At 57.2% G+C, this 25994-nt stretch carries 19 protein-coding genes; 11 read left to right on the forward strand and 8 right to left on the reverse strand.

Translation table 11 applies throughout. From position 1 onward, the window contains the following. The first annotated feature begins 40 nt into the window (after window positions 1-40). The 8 genes from GRI41_RS08615 to GRI41_RS08650 are packed head-to-tail and all read left to right on the forward strand — an operon-like array spanning window position 41 to window position 7623. Window positions 41-328: a type IV secretion system protein VirB3 gene (locus tag GRI41_RS08615; RefSeq protein WP_160604465.1), complete on the forward strand. Its 288-nt coding sequence runs from the start codon at window positions 41-43 to the stop codon at window positions 326-328. Continuing rightward, complete coding sequence (locus GRI41_RS08620) at window positions 307-2697, forward strand: VirB4 family type IV secretion/conjugal transfer ATPase (RefSeq protein WP_160604466.1); 2391 nt, start codon at window positions 307-309, stop codon at window positions 2695-2697. Before GRI41_RS08615 ends, GRI41_RS08620 begins: the two co-directional genes overlap by 22 nt. Beyond that, window positions 2697-3908 carry a type IV secretion system protein gene (locus tag GRI41_RS08625; RefSeq protein ID WP_235901180.1) on the forward strand — a complete coding sequence of 404 codons (1212 nt, stop codon included), beginning with the start codon at window positions 2697-2699 and terminating at the stop codon, window positions 3906-3908. The genes GRI41_RS08620 and GRI41_RS08625 overlap by 1 nt, the downstream gene beginning before the upstream one ends. Continuing rightward, on the forward strand, window positions 3905-4642 hold the full coding sequence (locus GRI41_RS08630) for a virB8 family protein (RefSeq protein WP_160604468.1): 738 nt from the start codon (window positions 3905-3907) through the stop codon (window positions 4640-4642). Before GRI41_RS08625 ends, GRI41_RS08630 begins: the two co-directional genes overlap by 4 nt. After that, the gene (locus tag GRI41_RS08635; protein WP_160604469.1) at window positions 4639-5364 is read left to right on the forward strand and encodes a TrbG/VirB9 family P-type conjugative transfer protein; all 726 of its coding nucleotides are present in this window, start codon (window positions 4639-4641) and stop codon (window positions 5362-5364) included. The genes GRI41_RS08630 and GRI41_RS08635 overlap by 4 nt, the downstream gene beginning before the upstream one ends. Beyond that, window positions 5348-6397, forward strand: a complete 1050-nt coding sequence (locus GRI41_RS08640) for a TrbI/VirB10 family protein (RefSeq protein ID WP_235901106.1) — start codon at window positions 5348-5350, stop codon at window positions 6395-6397. Before GRI41_RS08635 ends, GRI41_RS08640 begins: the two co-directional genes overlap by 17 nt. 2 nt (window positions 6398-6399) lie before the next feature. After that, window positions 6400-7368: a P-type DNA transfer ATPase VirB11 gene (gene virB11 / locus GRI41_RS08645; protein WP_160604470.1), complete on the forward strand. Its 969-nt coding sequence runs from the start codon at window positions 6400-6402 to the stop codon at window positions 7366-7368. 3 nt (window positions 7369-7371) lie between these two features. Further along, complete coding sequence (locus tag GRI41_RS08650) at window positions 7372-7623, forward strand: TrbC/VirB2 family protein (protein WP_160604471.1); 252 nt, start codon at window positions 7372-7374, stop codon at window positions 7621-7623. A 93-nt stretch (window positions 7624-7716) separates the two neighbouring features. On the opposite strand, the gene GRI41_RS08655 is transcribed toward GRI41_RS08650, so the two are convergent. Both GRI41_RS08655 and GRI41_RS08660 read right to left on the reverse strand, forming a co-directional pair. Continuing rightward, window positions 7717-8889: a PepSY-associated TM helix domain-containing protein gene (locus GRI41_RS08655; RefSeq protein WP_160604472.1), complete on the reverse strand. Its 1173-nt coding sequence runs from the start codon at window positions 8887-8889 to the stop codon at window positions 7717-7719. Window positions 8890-8901: 12 nt separating this feature from the next. After that, a complete protein-coding gene (locus GRI41_RS08660; protein ID WP_202388685.1) occupies window positions 8902-10926 on the reverse strand; it encodes a TonB-dependent receptor plug domain-containing protein in 2025 nt (674 codons plus the stop codon). 360 nt (window positions 10927-11286) lie between these two features. Between GRI41_RS08660 and GRI41_RS08665 the strand changes: the two genes are divergently transcribed. From GRI41_RS08665 to GRI41_RS08675, 3 genes are all read left to right on the forward strand, one after another. After that, on the forward strand, window positions 11287-14748 hold the full coding sequence (locus GRI41_RS08665) for an autotransporter outer membrane beta-barrel domain-containing protein (protein ID WP_160604474.1): 3462 nt from the start codon (window positions 11287-11289) through the stop codon (window positions 14746-14748). A gap of 236 nt (window positions 14749-14984) precedes the next feature. After that, a complete protein-coding gene (locus GRI41_RS08670; RefSeq protein ID WP_160604475.1) occupies window positions 14985-15569 on the forward strand; it encodes a BCCT family transporter in 585 nt (194 codons plus the stop codon). Between the two features lie 116 nt (window positions 15570-15685). Then, window positions 15686-17878, forward strand: coding sequence for a hypothetical protein (locus GRI41_RS08675; RefSeq protein WP_160604476.1), 2193 nt, complete (start codon window positions 15686-15688; stop codon window positions 17876-17878). 55 nt (window positions 17879-17933) lie between these two features. On the opposite strand, the gene GRI41_RS08680 is transcribed toward GRI41_RS08675, so the two are convergent. From GRI41_RS08680 to GRI41_RS08705, 6 genes are all read right to left on the reverse strand, one after another. Beyond that, window positions 17934-18965, reverse strand: coding sequence for a sugar kinase (locus tag GRI41_RS08680; protein ID WP_160604477.1), 1032 nt, complete (start codon window positions 18963-18965; stop codon window positions 17934-17936). A gap of 104 nt (window positions 18966-19069) precedes the next feature. After that, a complete protein-coding gene (locus tag GRI41_RS08685; RefSeq protein WP_160604478.1) occupies window positions 19070-19825 on the reverse strand; it encodes an SDR family NAD(P)-dependent oxidoreductase in 756 nt (251 codons plus the stop codon). 46 nt (window positions 19826-19871) lie between these two features. Next, window positions 19872-21173: an MFS transporter gene (locus GRI41_RS08690; RefSeq protein WP_160604479.1), complete on the reverse strand. Its 1302-nt coding sequence runs from the start codon at window positions 21171-21173 to the stop codon at window positions 19872-19874. Between the two features lie 2 nt (window positions 21174-21175). Continuing rightward, window positions 21176-21538: a cupin domain-containing protein gene (locus GRI41_RS08695; protein WP_160604480.1), complete on the reverse strand. Its 363-nt coding sequence runs from the start codon at window positions 21536-21538 to the stop codon at window positions 21176-21178. A 2-nt stretch (window positions 21539-21540) separates the two neighbouring features. Next, the gene (locus GRI41_RS08700) at window positions 21541-23703 is read right to left on the reverse strand and encodes a heparinase II/III domain-containing protein (RefSeq protein ID WP_202388686.1); all 2163 of its coding nucleotides are present in this window, start codon (window positions 23701-23703) and stop codon (window positions 21541-21543) included. Further along, window positions 23700-25967, reverse strand: a complete 2268-nt coding sequence (locus tag GRI41_RS08705; RefSeq protein ID WP_160604481.1) for a polysaccharide lyase 6 family protein — start codon at window positions 25965-25967, stop codon at window positions 23700-23702. The genes GRI41_RS08700 and GRI41_RS08705 overlap by 4 nt, the downstream gene beginning before the upstream one ends. Window positions 25968-25994: the final 27 nt, after the last annotated feature.

Below are 25994 nucleotides of genomic sequence, written 5' to 3' on the forward strand. Positions count from 1 at the left end.
TTCTATTGCAGGGTGGTCGTGATGAGGGGTTTTCGAATCGATGAGTGATGGGCTGCGACGCGATACGCTGTTCGTAGCACTAACACGGCCGCAAATGTTTGCGGGCGTGACATTCACGTTTTTTGTAATCAATCTGATTGTCTCGGCCGAACTGTTCCTCATATTCAGAAGCCTTTGGGTGCTTCTTGCTGCGTTGGTTCTGCACGGTGTCGGAATGCTGTTCTGCTTGCACGAACCGCGCTTCTTTGACCTGTGGATCACCCGCGTACGCAATTGCCCCAGAGTCAAAAACTTCCGGATGTGGCGATGCAATTCCTATCGTCCCTGATCAAACCACCGGTTACGCGCGACCCGAATGTGATTGCGCGCGAAACGCCAGCCGGCGTCCATTTGCCCTATGCCCGCCATATAGATGACATAACCATCGAAACGCGCGATGGTTTGTTGATGCAAACGATCCGGCTGGGCGGATTGCTTTTTGAAACTGCCGACAGTGACGAGCTAAATTATCGTGCCGAATTGCGCGATGCGATGCTGCGCACTTTGGGTACGTCACGCTTTGCCCTGTATCACCACGTTGTCCGGCGCCGGGCCGATGTGGCGTTGGACGGCGAATATATTAACGATTTTTCCCAGCGCCTCGATCAACGTTGGAAGAAACGGCTTGGCGCCAAACATCTTTACGTGAACGAGCTGTTCGTGACGATCGTCAGGCGCCCCTTGCAAGGACAGATCGGCCTGGCTGATCGGCTGCGCGGCTGGTTTGCCCGGTCGACGCAAAACAATGCCGCACTGATGGCCGCAGAAAAGCACGCGCTGGACAATGCGCGCGAGGCACTGGTCGCATCGCTTGGCGTATACGATCCGCATGTGCTGTCGCGTTATGAAAGCGATACGGGTGAGCGATCCGAACCGTTGGAATTTCTTTCCTATCTGTTCAACGCCGAAATGCGTCCCATGGCGCTGCCGCATGGGGAACTGGGGCATCACATTCCGGCGCGCCGGATCAGCTTTGGGCAAGATACGGTCGAACTCGCCCCTAACGGGCCGAATGACCGCAAGTTCATCGCACTTGTTTCTATCAAGGACTATCCGGGCCAGACAATGCCGGGGATGTTCGATGAGCTGTACCGGTTGCCTTTCGAACTCAATGTCAGCCAGAGCTTCGCATTCGTCGAACGTCAGCAAGCGCTTGGGCGAATGAATCTGGCATTGCGGCGGATGCGCTCCGCCGAAGACGAGGCCTTGTCCCTTCGCGAAGAACTGACCGAGGCGAAGGACGAAGTCGCCGCCGGCAGAGCGGGTTTTGGAGAGCATCACACCACCATCGCCATCCATGCGGGCGATCTGAAAACGCTCAATCTGCAAGTTGCCGAAATCATTGCGTTGCTGGCAGACCTTGGCATCAATGCAGTCCGCGAAGATATTGCGCTGGAACCGACATTCTGGGCGCAGTTCCCCGCCAATTTCCGCTATCTCCCGCGCCGCGGATTGGTTTCCACGACCAATTTTGCCGGCCTTGCCAGCCTGCACAATTTCCCCGTCGGGCAAGTGCATGGCAACCATTGGGGCGAAGCGGTTACGCTGTTCGAAACCACCGCTGCGGGCCCGTATTTCTTCAATTTCCATCAAAAGGACCTGGGCAATTTTACCGTGATCGGTCCGTCCGGTTCGGGCAAAACCGTGGTGCTCAATTTCCTGCTGGCGCAGGCACAGAAGTTCAAACCGCGCACGATCTTCTTTGACAAGGATCGCGGGGCAGAGCTGTTTATCCGCGCGATTGGCGGACAGTATGACCGGCTCGATCCCTCGATGGCGTCCGGGCTGAACCCGCTCCAGCTCAGCAATACACCGATCAATGCGGCGTTCTTGCAGGATTGGCTGACGCTTCTGGTTGGCGAAGTGAGCAGCGAAGAACGCGAACAGCTAAGGGACGCTCTGGCAGCCAATTTTGAGCAGCCTAAAGAGATGCGCCGCCTGCGGCATTTTGCCGAATTGTGCCGGGGTCATGATCGTCCGCAACCCGGCGATCTTTATTCCCGCTTGCAGCCCTGGTTCGGTAACGGCGAGCATGCATGGCTATTCGACAACGAGAAAGACACGACCGATCTGACATCGCAGACCGTTGGTTTCGATATGACCGCGATCCTCGATCATCCGGTCGCGCGGACGCCTGCAATGTTGTATTTCTTCCACCGCGTGGAACAGCGACTGGATGGCAACCCAACCATCCTGGTCGTCGATGAAGGGTGGAAAGCGCTCGATGATCCGGTCTTCGTGCGCAAGATCAAGGATTGGGAAAAGACCATCCGCAAACGCAACGGGATCGTCGGTTTCGCAACGCAGAGTGCGCAGGACGCGTTGGAGAGCCAGATCGCCAGCGCCATCATCGAACAGGCGGCCACACAAATCTTCATGATTAATCCAAAGGCCCGGGCCGAGGATTACATTCAGGGCTTTGGCCTTAGCCCGCACGAATTCGAACTTGTCCGTTCACTACCCGACAATTCGCACTGCTTCCTGATCAAGCACGGCAAGGAAAGCGTAGTTGCACGGCTGAACCTGTCCAACGAACAAGAGTTGCTGACAATTCTGTCGGGCCGCGAAAGCACGGTCCGCATCTTTGACGAGCTCGTTGGCAAGACCGGGGCCGACCCGCAAAACTGGATGCATCTGCTGTTGGAGCGCGCTGCTTGATGGCCTGCCCCGCGATCCTGACCGGCGACCGTTTTCTGTTGCGCGTAATCGAGCATATCGATTGTCAGGCCCAATTTCTGGGCAGTTACGGCTATCAGGCGTTGAGCCAGCCGGGATCGCTCGCATCCAACATCATGACCGGGCTGCTGACTCTGTTCGTGGCCCTGTTTGCGCTGCGGCTATTGTTCGGCCCCACACCCGGTGCGCGCGATGTTATCTACGATCTGCTCAAAGTCGGGATCGTTCTTACTCTGGCATTCTCATGGCCTGCTTTTCGCACGGTTGTGCATGACGTGGTGGTGGATGGCCCGGCTGAAGTGGTTACAGCAGTCGTTTCTCCATCGCTCAATCAGGAAAATGGGCGGCTGGCGGTCCGCTTGCAGCAGGCAGACGCCGCCATTGTTCAATTGACCGAGATGGGAACCGGGCGAAATACCGGAGCTGCTCTCGAAGGCAGCACTACGGGAGCGTCCTTTGCCGGAACTTCGCTTCAAGACGACACGGCGTTTGGCTATGGAAGGATGTTCTACCTTTCGGGAATAATGGGTTCCCTTGTCATAATCCGGATCATTGCTGCCTTGCTGCTTGCGCTGGCACCGCTGGCCGCGGGCATGTTGCTGTTTGAAGCCACGCGCGGGCTCTTTGCGGGATGGATTAAAGGGCTGACTCTCTCGATGCTGGGATCGATTGCTATTTCGGTCGTGTTGCTGATAGAGCTATCGATATTGGAGCCGTGGCTGGCGGACGCAACGCGAGTCCGCGAACTGGGTTATGCCATACCGTCAGCGCCCATCGAATTATTTGCAATTTCAGCTGCTTTTGCGGTTGCCCAGCTCGCCATGATCTGGCTGCTCGCCAAAGTCGCTTTCGCGCGCGGCTGGATTTCGCTCCCCGCTCGGCCGCGCGGCTGGCAGACCAATCCTTTCGATTCGTATAGAATGCCCAGCCCGAATGTGGACGTCCAGATCCGCCCTTCGCGTGCGCAACTTATTGCTGACAATGTCGAGACAATCATGCGCCGCGAAGAATACAGAGACGCCTCGCGCACCTCCATCCGATCAATCACTGGCGATGGTCCCAACAGGCAAGACAGCGCAAAACCGGCGGCGCAAAACGCTGCCGAACAACAGGCCCCTCGTCTCGGCAGCTCCTTCAGGCGCACAGTAAAGCGCAACAGATTTGATATAATGCGAAAGGATCGACCATCGTGAGCGAACTGGATGATTTTGATCCAGCGTCAGAGATGTCCGATAGCTGGACGCAAAGCGTAACCGGTGATCTGGAGCGCTCGACGCGCAGAGCATGGTGGGTCGCAGCGGCGTTCGGCATTATCGCGATACTCGAAGCCATCGCATTGGTAATCCTGACCCCGCTCAAGACGGTAGAGCCCTATACAATTCTGGTGGACCGGCAGACGGGCAATGTAGAGACCCTGTCTTCGCTGGACCCGCAAACCGTCGCCCCCGACGCTGCGCTGACCAAGGCGTTTCTGGTGCAATATGTCAGCACAAGAGAACACTTCGATTACGACTCGGTTCAGGATGATTACCGCAAGGTCACACTGTGGACGGGCGGAAACGAGCGTCAGCGATATATCGATCTGATGGAAGACGGAAATCCGCAAAACCCGCTTTCCTTTGTGCCGCGTGGGGGAACGATCAAAGCGGATGTCCGCAGCATTTCGTCGCTCGCCGCCAATCGTTCTCTGGTCCGCTTTACCACGACGCAAACCGATCAAACGGGCCGCGCTCTGGCTCCTGAATATTGGGCCGCAGTCATTGACTACCAGTTCTCGACCGCGGAAATGAGCGAGGCAGACCGGTTCATCAATCCGCTCGGCTTTCAGGTTTTGCGTTACCGCCGCAGCGCGGAAACATTGCCCGAAGTCGAAGCCGCACGCGAAGATGCAATGCCGGTTACTTCGGAAGAGAACACCGCTCCATGATCAGCTGGCGCGCCTTTGCGGTCATCGTGGGACTGTTTACCGGTGTGGGCTTGGCGGGCGCAACGACCGCACAGATTTTGCCCCAGCCAAGCGCGGAGAACCCGCGTATCCAATCCATCGAATGGGCTCCAGGGCAGGAAGTGATCCTGACCTCTTTGCCCAATACGGCTCTCACCGTTCTGCTTGAACCGGGCGAACAAATCCGCCGTGTTTCGCTGGACCGGCAGGACCAGTTGGATGTGCGTGTTTCGGCAGAGGGTGACAGTTTGTTGATCATGCCGCGCGTCGCAGATGTTGCTGCAAACTTGGCTGTCCAATCGGACCGCCGTGACTATAACTTCACCGTGCAATCGGCGCGCAGTCTCACTGCCGCCTATCTGGTCAAATTCATCTATGGCGGCGCGGTTCCAGAGCCCGCGCTTCCGGTGCTTGCAGAGCCAACCGGTGAAGTCTGGCATTATCGCCTAAAGGGGGACCGCGAGGTGCGCCCCCAAACCATCGAAGATGATGGTGTCAGAACGCGCATTACATACGGGGCAGAGCAAGCGCTTCCGGCTGTCTTTGCCATCGGCCCCACCGGCGATGAGCAAGTAATCAACGGCTATATGCGCGGGAATGTCTTTGTAATCGACCGTGTGCACCGCGAACTGGTCTTCCGGATCGACAAGAAGAAGGCCACCGCCAAACGCAACAGGGAGGCAAGCGATGACGGCGCACGCTGAAGAAGCCGATGACATCTATCCCGTCGTTGCTCCCAAAAAAATCAGCAGTATCGGGCCATGGTTATTCGGGCTTGCCCTGATCGCCGGTGGCGCTTGGCTGTTTTCGATGATGAATGCCGGCAGATTGGAAATGCAAGGCAAAGCCGATGCAATCAATCCTGTCGCAACCGGACAACGCATTGCAGCCGCCCCGCCTTTGGTGATCTCTGGGCCCTCACCGGATCTGCGGGATACGCGTGACCTGCTCCCGCAATCGCGCACTTTGACACCTGCCCCGGTTTCCTTGGCAAGGGCCGCCCCACCACCGGCGGCTGTCCGTCAAGCACCGACTCTGCCCGACAATCGGCTGCCAGCCCCGCCACCGGTCTACCCGGAGCCGCCGCTGCCTGCTCAACCGGCAATCATATTTGACAACAATGCCAATACCGGCACTTCGACTGCGGCGGCTGAAGTTGCTGCCGCTGGAAGCCGGGTAACAGCAAAGCGATTTGTCAGGCCTTCCTACACCGTTCCTCAGGGAACGGTGATCCCGGCGGTGCTCGAAACCGCGCTCGACTCGACCCGCCCGGGTGCCGCACGGGCACTGGTCCAGCGCAATGTGTACGGATTTGACGGAACGCGCATACTCGTCCCGCGCGGTAGCCGGCTTTACGGTGAATATGATTCCGGGCTCGAAGCAGGGCAAAACCGTGCGCTCGTCCAATGGACCCGGCTGATCCGGCCGGATGGGGTGACAATCGCTTTGGATTCGCCCTCTTCCGATCCGCTTGGCCGCGCGGGGATTAGGGGCAGCGTCGACAGCAAATTCCTCCAGCGTTTTGGCGGCGCGATCCTGCAGTCGGTGCTTGATATCGGTGTGGGCCTCGCAACGCAGGAAGTTGGTAACGGTGTTGTGGTCGCGCTTCCGGGGAGCACCCAGAATGTGCAAATCCGCGACGGCAACCGTGTTCAAAGGACGCTCAAGATCAAGCACGGCACCAGCGTTTCGGTGTTTGTTGCACGCGATCTCGATTTCTCGACCGTCGATTCCTGACCATGCAAACCGGCTATTATCTCGATAGCTTTCTCGCGCCGCTTGCGCCGATCTTGGCGCGCGATGACGTTACCGACATTTTCGTCAATCGGCCGGGCGAGGTTTGGGTGGAATCGCTCGGCGGGGGGATCACGACTGAACGGATCGAGGCGCTTGATGAAGAAATGCTCGGCCGGTTATCGAGACAGATTGCGGCTGCCAATTCGCAAGGCATCAATCGCAGACAGCCGCTGCTCGCGGCCTCATTGCCCGATGGATCGCGCGTGCAAGTGGTTGCTCCGCCGGCCACGCGCGCCGGTCATGTGATCGCCATTCGCCGGCATGTCGCCTCCACCATGTCGCTTTCTGACTGGCAGGATGGCGATGCTTTCTCGCGAATGCAGGGCGGCGATGCAGCAATTGACCAGAGCCGGAAATACCGCAGGCTCGACGGCAGTCAGGCGGTTGAGTTTCTTCGCAAAGCGGTTGCGGACAGGCGCAACATCCTCATTTCCGGCGGAACCTCGACCGGCAAAACAACATTCCTCAACGGACTGCTCGCCGAAATCCCCCAGGATGAACGATTGATCCTGATTGAGGACACCGAAGAACTCAGGCTGACTCACCAAAACGCGGTCGGGCTGTTGGCCGCACGCGGAGAGATGGGAGAAGCTGATGTCAGCGCGGAGGATTTGCTCATCGCCGCGCTGCGGATGCGCCCCGACCGGATAATTTTGGGGGAGCTGCGCGGAAGCGAGGCATTTACCTTCCTGCGCGCCGTGAACACCGGCCATCCAGGTTCGATAACAACGATCCACGCCGACACCCCGCAACGCGCGATCGAGCAGCTGGCGCTGCTGGTCCTGCAGACCGGGTCACGGCTTTCACGCGACGATGTAAGGCATTACGTCCGCGAGAGCATTGATGTGTTTGTCCAGCTGGAACGCCGCGCGGGCAAGCGCCGCGTGTCAGAGATTCTGGTGGCAGAGTAAGCAATGCTGGCAGCACAATCGGCTTCACTGTTCGAACCGGCAGGCGGAAATGCGCTTCAGAACGCGATAGATTGGATAACCGGGACATTGCTTGGCAGCATAGCCATCGGCCTGTGCGTGCTTGGGGTAGCATATGTCGGGCTGCTTCTGCTGACCGGGCGCTTGGCCGTACGCGAAGGATTGCGCGTGGTGCTGGGGTGCTTCCTGTTGCTGGGCGCACCCGTGATCGCTGCGGCAATGATGGGCCTGACATAGCTGGGCCAGAATGACCGGTCGTCCGCCTCTGGGTCGAGCCTGCCAGACCGGCGACAAACAGCTTGCGACTTGCAAACCAGTTGCAACGTAAGGCTAGGTTCCGTGCCGCGAGCGCTTCAGCTTGCGCTTGCTCCAAACATAGAGTCCGCTCACGCTCAAGAACGCGAGAAAAATGCCGCTCAGAAATGTCAGCCACTGCCAGATCGGGCCACCGATCGAGGCAGCATGAATTCCGTCCATGACATGAGCGACCTTGGTCGCGCGGCCAGCGGATTGGGCACGGTAGCCAATCTCGATTTCGCCGGTGCCGGGGACGGCAGGGACGTGCATTTCAGCCGGTCCTTTGGCTCCGATCATCATAAACGTCCATTCGCCATCGGCCGTCGCCGGCGCCTGAATGGAAGCGGGGCGGCCGGGATAGGCCGATTGTGCCTGATCCAGGGTACGCTCCCATTCTGCCCCGGAGAAAGACACAGGAGGTGCAGCCGCGCCCTTCTGTTCCCCAGCCGGTCGCGGTCCATGGCTGTGTCCTTCGGCCGCTTCGGCACCGGGCTCGACTATCATCGTAAAGAAGGCGGGAAAGGATATCCATGCGCCCGTAAATGCTTCCACGATCAGGACGAGCGACAATAGCACGCCTGACTGGCGGTGAATGTTGAGCATTTTTCCTTCCCACCGCCTCCATCGCATTGCAGCGATGATTTTCTTGCGCCCCGGCCACCACACCACCAACCCGGTTACCGCCGAAATGATCAGAAACAGGCCCATGAAACCAACCACCGGGCGCCCTACCCCGCTCAGCAGCAAGTGGCCGTGAATGGCATGCATATACCACATGAAGTCGCCGGTGCTGCGCTTCGAATCGAGAAATTCAGCGTTGTCAGGGTCAATATAGGCCGCCATCCGGGTTGGCGGCCCCAAACCCATAAATGGTCCCGCGACCGGATTGGTTCCCAGCATCAAGGGATAGCCGGGCTCACCAATAAGCGCCGCGGTGATCGGGCCGTGCGCCTCCATTGCTTCGCTCGCGGCATCAATATGGGCCGCCGTGATGTTCGCCGGATCTGCGCTGGCGGCAACCGACCTTTGCGGGTTAACAAGCAGCTCGGTTTCAGCAGGCCAGACCAACGCTGATCCCGTCAGGCCCAGCAATGCCATCGGGATCAAGAGCGCTATTCCCAGCCACCGATGGACGAACAACCATACCTGCTGCACCTTGGCCTTGGGAGAAAGGTAGGGGTTCGCACCAGCCTTAACGGTCGCCATTTTTTGCAATTCCTAGAAGCGGAATGCCGCGGTGAGCTTGAAATTGCGCCCCGGCTCGACATCGTTCAGTACCAATGGCCCGAATACAGGGTGGAAAGTGTTCCCGCTACGCGAGGCGTGACTGGTGTAAGTCTCGTCGAACAGATTGTCGACGCCAGCGGTGAGTGACATGCCTTCGATCGCAAGGGCGTTTTCCCAGCGGCCCGAAAGATTTACCACAGTATAGGCAGGCTTGTTGTCGCCGGCGGCCGTGGTCTGATCAAAAGTGTGCTGGATGTTGGTGCCGATCTGGATCGCGCTGTTATCGCTGTTCCACACCAGTTCACCCGATAGTTTGTCACCGATTTCGCGCAAGCTCTCGGTAAGATCAGCATTGGTGAGCCGCGAGGCATCCAGTTCCGACGAAGAGAACCCGGCGAAGGCATCGAAATTCGAGGTCCGCAGATTGGCGCCAAGTTCAAATCCGTCGATCTTGGCTGTACCAAGATTGGCATCCCAAACCGCACCGGCCACCGTGCCGCTTGGCACCTCGCCAATATAGTCGTCGATCGTCGTCTCGAAGAAGCGCGCAGTCAGCCCAAACGCCCCGCCATCGAAGGGCTGACGCAGCTCTGCACCCGCTTCGAAATTGTCGCCGGTCTCTGGTTGCAAATCCGGATTGATGATCTTGACGACTGCGTTCCCTCCAAATGGTTCAGCCAGTTCGGGGCCCCGGAACAATGTTGTGTAGCTGGCAAAAATGCGCAGGCCGTCCACCGGTTCCACGCCCCCTGCAAGGCCCCATGTCAGCTTGTCCCATTTATCGCCCTGGCCAGAGGTGAGATAATCGACGCTGTGGGTATTATACCGAATGCCCGGGCGGATGTTGACGACACCGTCAGCTAGCCAGATATCGTCCTCGACAAAGAAGGCGAGGCTTTCCGACTCCTGCCCCTGCGACGGCGCACCACCGGTTACGTCAGAGACATAGTCGAAAGTTTGATCGAAATATTCGAACCCATAGTTGAAACTATGATCGAGCCCGCCAGTGGATAGCCGCGACTGCGCAAGTAGGTTGGCGCCCCAATTGTCGGCGGTCACCTGACGATCGGTAAGAATTCCGCGGGGGATGCCCGGATTGCTCTCGTCGCGATACAGCTTTAGATCGTTGGTATAGACTGTCAGCGAGACGTCCAGCGCATCACCGAAGTCGCCATCATATCCGAAATTCAGCGTTTCGCGTGTATATTCGGTCGGTAGCAAAATGTCGCCGGTGATCGCGGCGTTGGTCAATACGCCCATATCGGGGCGCTGGGTGTAGTCGCCCTTGTCCCAATAGCGGTCATAACTTGCGCGGATCGAATGCTCATCGGAGAAGTTGTAGCGCGCCTTTACCAATGCGTTTTGGGTCACCCCATCGCTGCCAATAGTTGCGCGACCCGAACCATCTTCAAAATTGCCACGATCGACACGGTTGTAATAGGCGAGCAGATCAAGGCCTCCGGCTTGCCCGTAAAGCGTCGCCGATCCTGACCACAATTCGTTGCTCGCCCAGCCACCCGCGATACGCCCGCCAATATTGCGGCCTTCGCGGAGTACGTCGGCCGCATCCAGCGTGTCGAAACGGATCGCTCCCCCAAGACCGCCATGGGTCACGCTATTGGTTCCGAGCTGGATCTCTGCCGATCGCAAGATGTCGGGGTTGATCAGCAGATTGCCAATGTGGTGGTAGATATAGTTCGTCTGAAGCGCGCCATCGATGTAGACATTGAGATCGCGGTCATCGAGGCCGCGGAAGTTTATGCGGGTGTTGACTGAGTGGGTGCCACCAACGTCCACACCCGGAATGGGGCGCAAAAGATCGCTAAGGTGATCAGCCTGGCGGATTGAGATATCTTCCTCTCCGAGAGCCAGGCCATCGGCTACTACCTGCGTTCCCCAAACCACGATCGCGTCGTCTCCACTGGGTTCGCTTTCTTGCGCATGCGCAGCGGAGACCGCGAACATTGAGGCACAGAGGATCGAAACGGAGGCAAGACACTGGGTACGGATGGACAAGATACGGCTCCTTAATTGCGAATCATTCGCAGACAACAGCCCATTAATGCGACTAATTATCATTCGCAAGAAGGTTGTTGGCAATTTTTTGAAATGATTGTTGGTGCTCTATGGACGGCTGACAGGCTCTAGCTATTGGAGCTCAATCTTGCTGTTTCTCTCGCGCGTATTTAGTCAAAATGCCAGAAGCTATGACGCTGTAAAATCGCCCTCTTTTCGAACAGCTCCGCACACGTGAAAATAAAGTCGCAACAAGTCCCGTGACAGCAACAGCCAAATTTATCTGATCTCTATTTTCCTATTCTTGCGCTTCTTTGATTGAAGCACTGCGTCATGCGGTGCTGCATCAGGAGGGATTGCATGAGCACCGGTTTCACGAAATATTACCAACGCGCGCTTCGCCACGGGACTTCGATTACCGTGATCGGTCTGGCTATTTTTTCTGCCTCTCCAGCCAGGGCAGAGTGCGACGACAACACGCCCAATAGCGGGGTGACAGTCACTTGTGATGCGAATGGCGACAATCCTGACCCTGATGGTGTGCGCAATGGCACTGCGGCTGACGTAGCGGTCAATATCCTCACCGATGCGGATATTCGCACCGATGGCCTGTTGCAGGACGGAATTCGGCTGGGCGATGGCGCGCGGATCAATATGGGCGCCGGCTCTAGTATTCTGACGACCGCCGATGGCAGTTACGGCATCCGTGTTGGCAACAATGCAATTGTCGATCTCGACAATGCATCCGTAACTGCGGAAGGCGGTTTCGGACGAAGCGGAAGTGCTGCGATCCCCTCTGCCTTAACGGTTGGCGAGAACGCCGATATCCGGTTGCGCAATGGATCGGTGGTGACGGCTTTCAACAACGCAATAGAGCTGGGCGACAATTCGTCGGTTCTTGTGGGCGAGAATTCGCAGATCATCACCACTGGCGGAGCAGATCTTACTGGCGAGCGCGGCGTCGCAATCGATGGTGGCAGGTTCCCGGCCGATGGGGTCACCGTCGATATGCGACTGGGCTCGCTAATCAGCGTGCAAGGCAATGGCGGCGGCGCGATGTTCCTTGGTGACGATGCGATGATCACGATCGATGGCGGAGCTATCGATATTGTGCAGGATTTCACCGGCCTCGGCTCAAGGAACGGAATTCTGGGCGGGATACAGGTTCGCGACGACGCGACGATCAGCCTGACAGACGCTACAATCACGACATTTGACCAGATCGCGATCAGCGCGATCGACAATCTCACGCTTGATATCGGCGACGGCACCGTGATTTCTGCGGAAAATCCGGTGGGTGGACAAGGTTTCATCGAATTTCTCGACAATGCGAACATAACAATGCAGTCCGGTTCTCTGGTGCGCGTTGTTGGAACGTCCGCCTTTGCCAATGCCCGGAGCGTAAATGATGATCGGGGCGGCCGCCTATCGCGCGGGCTCTCCTTCATTTTGGAAGAAGGCGCACGCATCGAACAATCTGGCGTTGGCTTCGCAATCGATGCGGCTTCGAATGCGGACATCACCATCGACGGCGAAATCGAGGCTAGATCAGGCGTTTCGGTACGCCAGTTGGAGGCGGGGACCGTTAATATCGATGTCAGTGGTTCTATTGTCGCACAAGACAATGCGATCCTTATAAGCGACAATTATTTTGACGGTGCCGTCACTGGTGATCGCTTCGGCTTTATCAACGTCGCTGAGGGCGCGCGCGTCATATCGAGTGATTTCCACGCGATCCAGCATAGCCAAGGCAATGATAGCGAAGACTTCCGCGATCCGGCGATCAACCCGTGGATGGAACTGACAGTGACAATCGCTGGCGAGGTGCGGAGCGAAAGAGAAAACGGCTTCGCTTTTAGGGGGTCAAGTGGCAACGATATTATTGTCCTGCTCCCGACCGCGCAGATTTCCGGCACTTTGGCCGGAAGCTTCTTTGTCGGGGAACGGTCGGAAGATACCGATCAGATTTTCTTCAACGGCGTAGCTGGCACCAATGGACTTCTTGACCTAGGTGTCTCGCCAATTGCCCTTTTCGAGGAACTGATCAAAGAGGGTGAAGGTACATGGACTATCCGCGGAACATCGCTAGCTGCAGATAGTTTCACAGAAGATCGCGATGATGGCCCGATCATCAATGTCATCGCGCTGGAGAACAATCCAGTCTTCGATATTCGCGAAGGCACAATGATCTTCGACGATATCGATCTCGACACGGTTGCCGTCACCATCCGCCCCGGTGCCTTTCTGGAAGGCTTCGGCACGTTCGGCTCCCTCGACGTTCAGGGGCAAGCCACAATCTCTCCAACCGGTGCCAATGGTGGACCAGGCCTGTTTGAAATCGGCGATCTGACGCTGACCGATCAGGCGGTGTTCGTTGTCGACGCCAATGATCAGGGAGAAGCCGATCGGATCAATGTCACCGGCACGGTCACGCTCGGCGGAGCGACGTTGAACGTACGCGATATGGCAGGCGGCAATTTCGATGGAACCGACCCGTTCAACTATATCATTATCGGCAATGATGCGGCGGATGCGATCAATGGCACATTCGGTGCGATAACCAATGAACTGGCGTTTCTGACGCCAACTGTCAGCTATAGTGGAGGCGACGGCAACGATGTGGTGCTGACATTGACTCCCAACAATGTCACGCCGCCCCCGCCTCCTCCGCCGCCGCCCCCGACACCACCACCGCCTCCCCCACCAACCGGTGGCACAGGACCAGACCCGATTCCTGGCGGATTGTTCCAGACCGCAGCGCTGACATTTAACCAATTGAACTCAGCAAATCGGTTGGACCGTCTCGATCAGACAGCGGGAACCGATGCCGCGGACATTTACACGCAGATCCTGTTTATGGATGCGGTATCGGCACGCGACGCTTTTGATCAGGCGTCGGGCGAAGTCTACGCAACGCTGCAAGCCGATGGTGCCGAACGCGCGATGATGGCGACCGGCAGATTGACCGCGCGAGCGCATGAACAAAGCGGAACGGGCTGGGGAATTTGGGGCGGAGTGGGCGGCCGCGCGGGCACTGTTGACGAAGACGGCAATGCCGCGGACGTCAATAATGACTCGCTCCGTTTCGATCTGGGAATGGACTATAGAGGCCCGGACAATAAGTGGGCCTTTGGCGCAGCTGTAGGCTATTTCCGGGGCGGGCTGGAGATCGACCACCGCAATTCCAACCTTATGTATAATGGTTGGAGCATTGGCGGATATGGCCGATACGGCAGCGGCAATACCGGGCCAACGGTGACCGGCGCTGTCAGCTATGGTGACGGCGAGGCCGATGTCGTCCGTGAGGTAGCTTTCGGCACAATTGCACGCGTTGCGCGGGCGACTGTCGATATCGAAACTATCGGGCTGGCAGGCGAGATCCGCTATGGCTTTCCAGTCGGTTCCAATTGGGCGGCCGGGCCGGTGGCATCGATAAGCTATGTCGATGCTGACCTCGGTCGATATTCTGAAACAGGCGCCGAAAGCCTGAACCTGTCCGGCAGCGGCGATGCTGATAGCATCACCCGCTATGGCGCAGGCGTTTTTGCCAACTGGCAAGCTGCAGGTGGCAATTTCGACGTGAGCGCACAGTATGTCGACCGCCGTTCGAGATTCAGCCAGGTTTCGATGGCCCTGGAGGGCGCCCCGGCCGAACTGTTCCCGGTGCGCAGTCCGCGTACCAATGGATCAGCGGCGTTGATTTCCGCGGGGGGTCGATATGACCTTGGGAACGGCTGGGCGATCGGCGGAGACTTGCGCGGCCTCTTCGGGGGCGACGAACGCGCTGTTACTGGGTCAATCGTGCTCGGCTGGCGTTTTTAGCCTCACGCAGATTTTGCTGTACAAATACTGCCTTCAGCGCAGGTCATAGCACATATCCGCTAGGCAATGGACTGGCGGGGCTGAATAAACCCGGGCGCGATCACTCGGTCAGCTCCCAAGATTGCAATGTGAGCGCCGCTCTCTATGCTAGTTCGCCCATCGCGGGCTGCGTGCCGGCATATTAATAAGATTCACAACAATCGCCGGGCTACCAGCAGAGAAGCGTATTCCTCCCAATGACTAACGACAGCGACGCATCCATCGCGCCACCTTTAGTCGAACTGCCCATCAACACACATGATCAGGGTTTTTACGACGGATTGAGCCGGGCGGTAACCGTCCCTTCCAAAATCATAGTTTCGTTGCTTATCATTTGGGCGGTTGTTTTGCCGATTGAGGCTGGTGAAACGCTGAATTTTGCCAAGACTACAATCATCAGCCAATTTTCCGGTTGGTACATATACCTCGTTGCATTTTTGAGCGTGGTTGCATTTGCCCTTGCGGTGATTCCGATGTCGGGAAAGCTGAGACTTGGCGCTCATGAGGAGAGCCCTGAGTTTTCACGGTTTTCGTGGTTCGCTATGCTGTTCGGCGCAGGCATCGGGATCGGAATGCTCACCTACTCAACGGGTGAACCGCTGTCCCATTTCGCAAACAATCCCGACATAATCCGGGGCGCAATAGAGCCGGTTTCGCAAGAGGCTGTTCGCTCCGCCAGTTCCGAGCAAGTGCGCCAGCCGATCAACCGCAGCGGCCAGAACGCATGGCTACCCTTCGAACCATGGCTCGATCCCCTAAAGCACGCTCTAGGGCGCCGATAGCTATTGCAGCATTATCGAAATCTGGGCAGCGCTCGAGCGCCAGAACTTCAAACTCACTCCCCTGATTTGACCGACCAATCTTCAAGGTGCATTCACGGCCTAGGGGGACTCAGAATATGGCCATCTCGCTTGCGAACATAAAACTCGGTGCAGGAGTGGTTGCGGTGGCAATCGCGGTTGCGGGCCTCCAAGCCTATGCGCAGTCTTCCGGGGCGGAGACCCGCTATGAACTGAACGTTTCCGGCGAAAACATCACGCAAGCGTGGAGCGAGGACTATTATTTCGAGAAAACGCCAACAGACGCAAAGAGCTGGCGCATGCGGCGCGCGAGTGCCTCTGACTGGGTCGATCTCCGCCAGCTAAGCCGTAGCGCTACGGCGGTTTATCTGGAGCATCCTGACAAGCGCATCTTCATCCTCTACGCCCCGCTAGGCTCCGCCGTTAAGGAGCTGCGTGTGATCGAGCCGCAAAGCGGACAGCGCACTCTCGGGACGCTTTCGGCATATTCCCGTCGACCTGTCGCACTTGCTGGCTCTGGCGGCGCGCAGAATTTGCGCCGGATTTGTTTCGACGGCGGCACATTCGTACAGACCGGCCCGACGACATGGGTCGAAAGGAATTCCGGCGGGCAGACGACTTTCACCTTTGAAGAAACCGCACGCACGGGCGAGATGATCAGTCTGAATGACCGGTCGCGCAATGTTCAGATCTATTTCAGACCGGCCAGCGCAGAGATTCTGCTCGGTCAGAATGGCGGGCCGGCGCAACACCAATGGAAGATCACCTGCACCGGGCTTGGCCCCCAGCCAGTGGCCCGGCAGACGCCAGCGCCACGGCCGCAGATCGCGGCTCGCCCGACAACGCCGCAACTGCCCGCCAGCCGGCCCACCGCGCCCCCAAGGACGGTAAACGTGCCTCCTACAGCGCCCGCAACCGCGCCAACCCCCACCTCGCCGCCTTCGCCCGCCGGAGAGGAACCCAACCCAATCGGCCCGATGGACTACGCAGGCTTCGCTTGCCCGGGCAACCCCGGGTACCGGATCCAGGAAACCACCGATGGCACTTGGCAGCAACTGGGTGCGAACGGCCGGGCGATTGCTACGCTGCTATTGCAAGGTCGCAACGAACAAATGCTGCATCTGTTCGACGGATCTTCATCCAAGTTTCACTTTGTGCAAATTGGCTCTCGAACCGTGAGTATTCGGGATCTTGCCACGGGACGAAACACCGTGATCTGCAGCAACCTTGCCGGTACGACTGTTGCCGCCTCGCCTCCGCAGCCACTGCCCACCCATAGTCGACCCGAGCCCCGCATAGAATTGGCAGGCGGGACAGCACTTGGGAACGTCAAAGCATTCGCAGATCAGATCTCAGGAAGAGAATGTAACATCCATGAGGTGGTGATACCGCCATTTGATACCGCCTCGCAAAGAGCCGTCGCCAAACATGTTCAGGGGGTTGCCCAAACCTACAGAGGACTGCTCGCTTTCAATCACGATGTCGTCGGTTCTGACAATTCTCCGGGAATTTTCGTTTCTCACTCGGGTTCCGGGAGCAACCGCACCTGGCATTCGCGTAAGATCACAAATGCTTTGAAAGCGAACATTCCCGGCTGGCGGCATCCCAGTGCGATGCAGGCAATCCGCGATTACGTGGTCGTGCCAAACGGTGATTATGCCGCCTTCTACCATCTCACACCCAATGCGCCCCCGCGAAGTCTGGACCGGCTGTGGTTTTCCCAATCGGGCGCATATAATGGTCTCGACGCAGCGGGCATCGGTTGGAATCCAAAGGACGGACGCTTCTATGTCGGCGTCGTTCAGGTGGAAGAACATGCTGATGGCGATATATGGCTTTGGCGGACCGAACCGGTCGTTTCGGCAAAGCTAGAGGAAGCACGCGGCTTTGAATTCTACGGTAAAATCAAAAACACCAAGATTTCCTCCATGGGCACAAACCTGCTGTTCGACCGAACCGGCAAGCTGTTCGTTTTGTCGACCTTCGCCGGCACTACCTTGTACGATTACATAAATTTGGCCGAAGTTGAATTGCCATCGCAGGATGCACAGGCTCCATCCGGTGGATTTTCGATTCCTGCCAAAACCATAATCAGTTCGAAGAGCGTTGGCGTTACCCAGCGGGGCGAAGTGACCACCATCAGGCCGTCATTCCGCTGGGCAGGAAGCGTCGTAATCCACGAGGAGAACGACGGAGCGACGATTGTTTGGGCCGGCCGCGACGTCTCGCAGAATTTTGGCAGGTTCAACTACTCGTGGGAATTTTGCCACCAGTCGATCAAGCTGAACTAGGCGGGGCGCTGTCCGATCAACACCAGCTCGTGTCCGGCACCGCCCAATGGCCGCCCTACCTCTGCACGCGGCCGGAACCGTCGCCAGACATCAGCTTCTCCACCTCGGGCACAGTGACACGATTGAAGTCGCCCATGATCGTGTGTTTGAGCGCGCTCGCAGCAACCGCGAATTCGAGGCTCTGCTGGCGATCTTCATAGGCGTTGAGGCCATAGATCAATGCAGAGGCAAAGCTGTCACCGCCGCCAACGCGGTCGACAATATCGGTTAGCTCGTATTTCTTCGACAGCATAAACCCGTCTTCGCGCGTGCGAAGGCAGGCTGACCAATTGTTGCGATCCGCGCTCAGGCTTTCGCGCAAAGTAATCGCGATGGTGTGCATATCGGGATAGATATCGAGCACTTTCTGGCCCAGCGCTTCATACTTGGCGGTATCGAGCTCGCCACTTTCCACGTCCACATCGACGGTGATGTCGAGCGACTTCTGGCAGTCTTCCTCATTGGCTATGCCGACATCGACATATTTGACCAGCTCGCGCATCACTTCGGGCGCTGTCTTGCCGTATTTCCACAGCTTGCCGCGGAAATTGAAATCGCAAGACACTGTCACGCCAGCTTCCTTCGCTGCTTTGACGCAGGCCATGGAAAGATCCGCAGCCGACTGGCTAAGCGCCGGAGTGATACCAGTTATGTGCAACCACTTCGCGCCCCTGAAAATGGTAGGCCAATCGAACTCGTCCGCGCTGGCATTGCAGATCGAGGAGTTTGCCCGGTCATAGACAACTTTTGACGGGCGCTGGTTCGATCCGGTTTCCAGAAAATAGATACCGACTCTGTCACCCGAACGGCTGATATGCGCGGTATCGACCCCGAATTTGCGAAGCTCCATAATCGCATTTTCGCCAATGTCATTGTCGGGCAGCGCGCTGACAAAGCCCGCGTCGAGCCCGTAATTGCTCAGCGCAACCGCGACATTGGCCTCGCCGCCGCCAAAGGTCGCTTCAAACTGCGGGGACTGGAAAAAGCGTTCATGGCCCGGCGTTTTCAAACGCAGCATGATCTCGCCGAAAGAAAGAAACTCAGACATTATATCGCTCCAATTGGCTCGTCGAAATCAGACAAGAGCGGAAAAAAGACACCGGTGTCAACCTTGCGCTTCTGCCCGAAGACGTATTCAGGCCGAAAGCCGGATCAAGAAAACGCAAGCCCGCCATTGATATCAATATTGGCGCCGGTGACGAACGAAGCTTCGTCCGATGCCAGATAGGCCACAAGATCAGCAGCCTCCTCTGCTCGCCCTTGTCGTTTGAGCGGAGTGGAATTTGCCACATTCTCGCGCGCCGCATCGGGCGTAAACTTGTCATGAAACGCCGTTGCGATCATTCCCGGGCAAAGAGCGTTTACACGGATGCCCTTGGGGCCAAGTTCCTTGGCCATGGCACGGGTAAATGTGCTCACTGCACCTTTTGAGGTTGCGTATGCAGAGGCCCCGCCCCCGCCACCATCGCGGCCTGCAAGCGAAGCGAGGTTCACGATAGCGCTGCCTTCACCCATATGCGGAGCGACGGCCTGCGTTGCGAGGAAAGTAGAAGTAACGTTGAGCTGCATGACATAGTTGAAGAACTCTTCATCCATCTCGCTCAAAGTCTTGCGCGCGACCAATCCACCGGCATTGTTGACAAGGATATGGATCGCATCGCCAAAGGCATCCCGAGCTGCAGCGACAAGTGCCGCGACTTCGCCCGCTTTGGTGACATCGGCTTTGACCTTTACAGCCTTGCCACCGCCGGCAGCGGCAATCGCTTCAAGTGTCGCATCGGCGTCCCCTTCATTGCTGAAGTAGTTGACCACCACATTTGCGCCCTCGCTCGCGAGTTTGACCGAGATCGCCCGGCCAATATCCCGGCTGCCACCGGTTACAATCGCTGTTTTGCCTGCAAATTTCATTGTGTAGTCCCTGTTGATTTAAGAGGTTGCTTTGGAATCCCGCCCATCATGCGGATTTTGGTTTGAGTGGTTTGATTTCGCCGCACAGCACCCAGACACTGGCAATGGCTGTCAGCGCCAGAACTGCGCCCAGGACGAAAACGGAATAGTAATTGGCGCCGGCAGTCATGATCGGAACCACGAATGTTAGCCCTGCGGCGCTTAATTTCGCCGCCATGCCGGCTATCCCGGACAATGTTCCGACAGTATCCTTGCCGTAGAGGTCACTTGGCAAAGTCTGGACATTGCCGATCGCAACCTGAAATCCGAAAAGGATCGCGAACATCAGCCACAGCGCAACCCAAGGCGACGATGCCGCCGACAGGGCCAGCAGCGCTGGCAACATGATAAGACAGCCGAGTGTGATAACGAATTTGCGAGTCCTGTTTACACTCCAACCCGCATTGATCCGGTTGCCGGCCAGCAAGCCTCCTGCCCAGGCGCCAAGCATCGCGCCGACAAATGGCAACCACGCTGACGCGGCCACATCCTTGATCGCAAAATTATGGACTTCGAAGAAGTAAGTCGGGATCCAGATGATAAACAACCACCAGATGGGATCGATCACAGCCGTGGCGATAATCACGCCCCAGCTTTCCTTGCGTGCCAAAAGCTCGCCCGTGGTCGGGTTATAACCTTCGTCGCCAGCGCCATCTGTACTCTCGACCTTCTGGCCGGTTAGAATGTACTCGCGTTCATCGTCGCTCAGCCAATCATGGCTTTTTGGCGGTCCTTTGACGATGAACCACCACGGCACCAGCCAGACCAGGCCAACCAAGCCGACGAGTATGAAGATCAGTTTCCAATCCAGAAGCACGGCCATAAAACCGATTAGCGGGATCGAGATGATTCCGCCGATAGCCGCGCCGGAGTTGAAGATGCCTTGCGCCAGCGCGCGCTCTTTGGTTGGAAACCACTCTGCATTCGCTTTCGTCGCGCCTGGCCAGTTGCCCGCTTCGGCCACACCAAGCACCGCGCGGAAGAAACTGAAGCTAAGCACACCTTGCGCAAAGGCATGCGCCGCGGTTGCGAGCGACCATACCCCGATTGACAGCACGAAGCCCAAGCGCGTCCCGATCCAATCGAAGATCTTCCCGAAGATCGCTTGGCCAGCGGCGTAAGCGAAAATGAATACAGTGCTGATGATACCCAGAATGTATTTGTGGCCGTCAGCATCCATGTCCGGAAACAAGTCCGGCGCAATATGCTCTGGCCAGAGGACGTTGATTGTCTGGCGATCGATATAATTGATGATCGTCGCAATCGCGACAAGTCCAACCACCCACCAGCGTAGTCCCTGCATTTTCATGATCAGTTCCCCTCACTCAGAAAGTCTTCGCGAGCAGGGCTGAACGTATCGATCAGCACTCCGGGCTCGAGACAAACAGCACCGTGATCGAGATGCGGAGCGATATAGAAACTGTCGCCTGCACCGAGCACTTGCTTTTCTCCATCGACGAAGACTTCGAATTTCCCGCTTTCAACCAAAGTTGATTGGCTGTGATGATGCGAATGGACTTCGCCCACAGCACCTTCTTCAAACCAAACACGAACGATCATCAGATCGGGACCGTAACCCAGTATCTGCCGCGAGATGCCGCCGCCAAGGTCCTCCTTGGGAACCGACTGCGCTGACAGAAATGCAGCGCTTTGATCTTGCACCTTGGTTGCCATCCTTAGTTTCCTTCTCCGCCCATTTCGATCCGCCCCGCAAAGCCGGCCCACGAGACTTCACGCCCGTCGATTTCGACTTTGTGCACCGCATCCGGGTCGTCATTGTAAGAGATTGCCAATGCGGTTCTTGCGCCGCCTTTTGTCTCGACGATCACGACGTCGTATTTCGGGTGCTCAACGTGCCGCAGCGACGCAACCAGACTTCTGCTGCCGATGGTCTGCTCTGTAGCGCCGTCATACAGACCGTGCGTTTCGATCATGCTGACAAACGTCATGCTATCTGTGTCACTGGCACGCTGGATAACGATGGGCTCGCGGCGCAGATTAAAATCCGGATCATTCGCGCCGCTCTCCGCCAGGATCACCTGCATCTTGTCACGCGGCACAAAGCGGTAGGTGTAAAACCTTCCGTCCAGTATCCATGTCATGAAAGCGTCGTCGGCTTTTGGCGATCCAATTCCATCAACCCAGATGTGCTGATAGCCATCACTTTCGCCCAATACAGGACGCGGACCGACGTTGCGATCGGGTTCAAATCCGGTTTCCATGATATGGCCGGAATAATGCAGCGGCAGATCGAACTGCAGTTGGCCTTTGCCGGTTGCACGCATGACGTCGACCGTCACAGGCGCATTCAGGCCCGCAACATCCATCAGCGCCAATGTCCGCGTCATGGTGACGTTGACTTCGGGATAGGCTGAATCGATGGTTGCAGTGCTGACCTGCAACTCCGGTTGCGCCGAAAAATAAAGCTGCTCAGGTGCAAATGTGTCCGCAACTTTTACATCGCCGCCAAAATGAGTGGTTTCGTTCACCACCAATGCGTTGTGTGCGATGCTTTGCTTGGCCCAGCTTTCGTTCTCGGGGAGATAACGCCCCCCTTCTTTCGCCTCGATATTGAGGAAACGCGCCGCGCCATAGTCGCGGACGATCTCGTTGCCATTGTCGTACAGCTGCCAGCTGAGCTTGTCGAAATGGCCATGCCCCATTCCCTGAGAGCTGTTTTTTGCAACGAGCGCGGTATGGCGCGGGCCCGTGCCGTGGCGAAAAACCGCAACTGCGCCCTCATCGCCGTCTGGTCCGTCACTCAGCAAAATCGATTTGAAATTGAACGGCGATGGCTTTCCCGCCTCCAGATCGCGCGAAACTTTCAATCCGTTTTCGCTCAAAACAGTGCGGCCTTGAAATTTGGCAATGGACAGCAGCCCGGGATCACCAGTTTCTGCATATGCGATCGCCACACCCTCATACAGCTCGGCCGTGTTGAGGCTTTTGTCGCGGATGGCATCGTTAAACGGGAAGAAATAACCGCCATAGGTGAGCTGGATTGTCGTGGTCAGCGCCTTTTTCAGAATACCGTCGCGGTGCTCGAAAATGCGGCGTTCGGGTTCATTCTTGGCGATCGCATCGGCAAAAACCATGAAAGGAAGCAAAGCAAAGCGCTGATAATATGGCCCTTCGGTGTAGTAACCGTCAGGCGAAAACAACAGCTCGGTCTGGCGCAAGAATCCCGTCTCTCCGCTCTTGTCCGAACCAAGCAGCGCCCGATCCACCATGTCCCGATCGCCGAGAAGATACCCTGTCATGCCAACGCCGGCAGTTGCCCAGGTCGCGTGGTTATGGATCAGATTGAATGTCCGCTCCGAATCAACCGACAGGAACCGTGCCGCGGGACGAAAGACGTTATTGTCGATTATTTCGCGCTCTTCATCGGTCAGAGTATCGCGAATATTTGCGTAGCCCTGCACCGAATGGACCAGCCACATTGCGTCATTCAGAACCTGCCAGAACAGCCGCCCAACATTCTGGTTTGCCTTTGCCGGGTGATCACCCAGCGTTGGATACAGCTCTGCATATTCGAGCAACATATCGCGCACGAAGTCACGATACTTCAGGTCACCTGTGATACGGTACAAATCGCCCGCCAGATACATGGCGCGGAAATTCCGTTTGTGCTGTTCATGCGTGTATCCGCCGCCGGGATCCTTCGGAACCGGGACAGTGATACCTTGCTCCATCATGCCCGCAACAAACGCGTCGGCACGCTCCACTTCGGCTGCGAACAAAGGCGGAAGATCGCTGGTATCTTCCGCAGCCTGCACCGGAAAAACCAGTCCACACGCGGCAAGCATCAATGCCGAGAACACTAAGAGCAGATGCCTCATTTTGCCGGCTCCCCATCAAAGGAATTCCCGGAGGCGGCAACCCGCGGTTCACCATCAAAAACCAATTCTTCAAATACCGGCGCTGGCGTTGCTGCGAAGCTGTTGTCGGCAACGGTGGTCTTGGGTGTACCAACAGTATGGACAATTTTGAGTGGGGCCGAACTTGAGAGCGCATTGCGTGCAATCATGGCGGTTTGGACACCATGCAGGTTGATCGCTGCGCCAGAACCGTTTGTTGCGGCCCTGCCCACATCAGACAGAGCATTTTGGCTGATGTTCACATAGGGGCCGAAAGTGCTTTCATCACGGCCGCCGCGATAGATGTCTGCGATCGGGCCTCCGACATTGGCGAAGCTGCTATCGACGATATCGAGATACTCTACATTATACTGCCCGTAATCCTCCGTCTCGGCAGCTGCAGACACCACGGCTCCCGAAATATCGGCGAAAGCGCTGTTCCTGATCGAAACGCGATCTGCCATCGAGCTTTTACCCAGCGTCAGGACGTTGAAGGACTTGTTCACGGTCAGGTTGCGAACCGCAACGCCGTCAAACTCGATCTGCATATTTGACTGGATCGGGAAAGTGGTGGTGCGAATTACCGAATTCCCAACCGAGTCCGGCGCGAGCTCGCCATCAACCACCAGGTCGAATAGCTGCAAGTCCGCACCCTCGCGCAGTTCGATCAGGGAAGGCCGCGCAAATTTGATGACCGGTGCAGGTTTACCGGGCGCGGCCATCCCTTTGATCGTTAGCGGCTTGTCCAGCAGGATTGTGCGTTCCACAATGTATTCGCCGCCCGAGAGCATAAGCACATCGCCCGGCTGCGCCGAAGCGATTGCCAGAACGAGCGTGTCGTCACCCGGACCAACCTGTGTGACCGTGCCGCTGGTTCCAAATGGCCCGTCATCCGACGGCTTAGGGTACCAGGAAACGCCAACCTGATCGAGCGTTACCGGGGCAAGATCGCGCGGGGCACCGACCCCGGCTAGCGATGCTTCCGCCGGATAGAGCAATCCGTTGTCGGCACGCACCAGTTCAACCGGCGCAATTTCGATCGCAGGCAAAGCGCTGTCCAGTTCGCCTGCAATCACCCGATTGCCACTAAAGCTGATCCCCGAAATGTCGGCATCCACCTCGATGAATGGCTCGTCCGACGTCCCGCTAAGCAGGTTGTCAGCAAATGTGGTGTTGGTCGGAATCGCGGATCGTTCGGCATCTGCCCCAAGGCCAAGCGTGATACGCGCGCTGTCGACAACCGTGTTTCGCTCGATAGTGGCATTCTCGACTTCAACATAGCGGTTAACCGGCGAATTGGGCACGCCATTCATGACCGCAATCGCGCTTGAGAAAGCCTTGCCTCGCAGCCCCTCCATGTAATTGCCGCGGATGGTCTGATCGCGGTTTATGATCCGGACGCCGCCGGTATAATCTTTGCCGCCACCAAGGAAGACATTGCGTTCGACCAGATTCCCATCACCATGGCGCAGGGTCAGCGTGCCCCGCGAGCGCAGGAAGAGATTCCCGCGAAAAATGTTTCCGCCGGATTTCGATGAAATGATCTCGACCTCTCCATCGGTCCGGTCAAACACGTTGTTTTCAACCAGCGTGTTGGAATCGAACATCGAATAGTGGCTGGTTCCGAGGCGCAAGGTCTCCCCGCCATTGGAACCCAGAACCGGGCGCGGACCGAAATAATTGTGATCGATCCGGTGTCCGTTTTCGCGGCTTTCTTCGCTATCGAGCCTTACCGCAAATGTAACACCCTTGTTGGTCTTCCCGACCAGATGATTGTGATCGAACCTATTGTTTTTTCCGTAAACTCCGACCCAATAGTCGGATTCATACCGATCAGGCTTGCTGAAATGATCGATTACCGTCTGGGTGACCCGGCTATGCCGCGCCAAATCCTGTTTGTTGCGGCGGAAGGAAATCACTTCGCCGCGCGGGCTGAAACCATCCTTAAAGACCAGTCCCGACACGACGATATACTCACCGCCGATCCGCAGGCTGGACTGGCCGGTGAGCAGAACACTGCCGGGGGTTTCGGATCGGACTGTGATCGGATCGCCAGCAGCACCCTTTCCGGTAATGACCATTTCGAAATCGCGCCATTCGCCATTAGCCAGAACGATTTCATCACCCGCCTTCACATGCTTGGCAGCCGCGGAAAATTCGCTTTGATTGTGGACCAGAAATTGTTCGGCAGCGGCAGGCGCCCCCAATGCGAGAAGGAGCGCCAAACAGGCAATCAATCTGACCATTTCCCTCTCCTTTGCGTCTTATCGCGC

Source organism: Pontixanthobacter aquaemixtae, assembly GCF_009827395.1.
Classification (GTDB): Bacteria; Pseudomonadota; Alphaproteobacteria; order Sphingomonadales; family Sphingomonadaceae; genus Pontixanthobacter; species Pontixanthobacter aquaemixtae.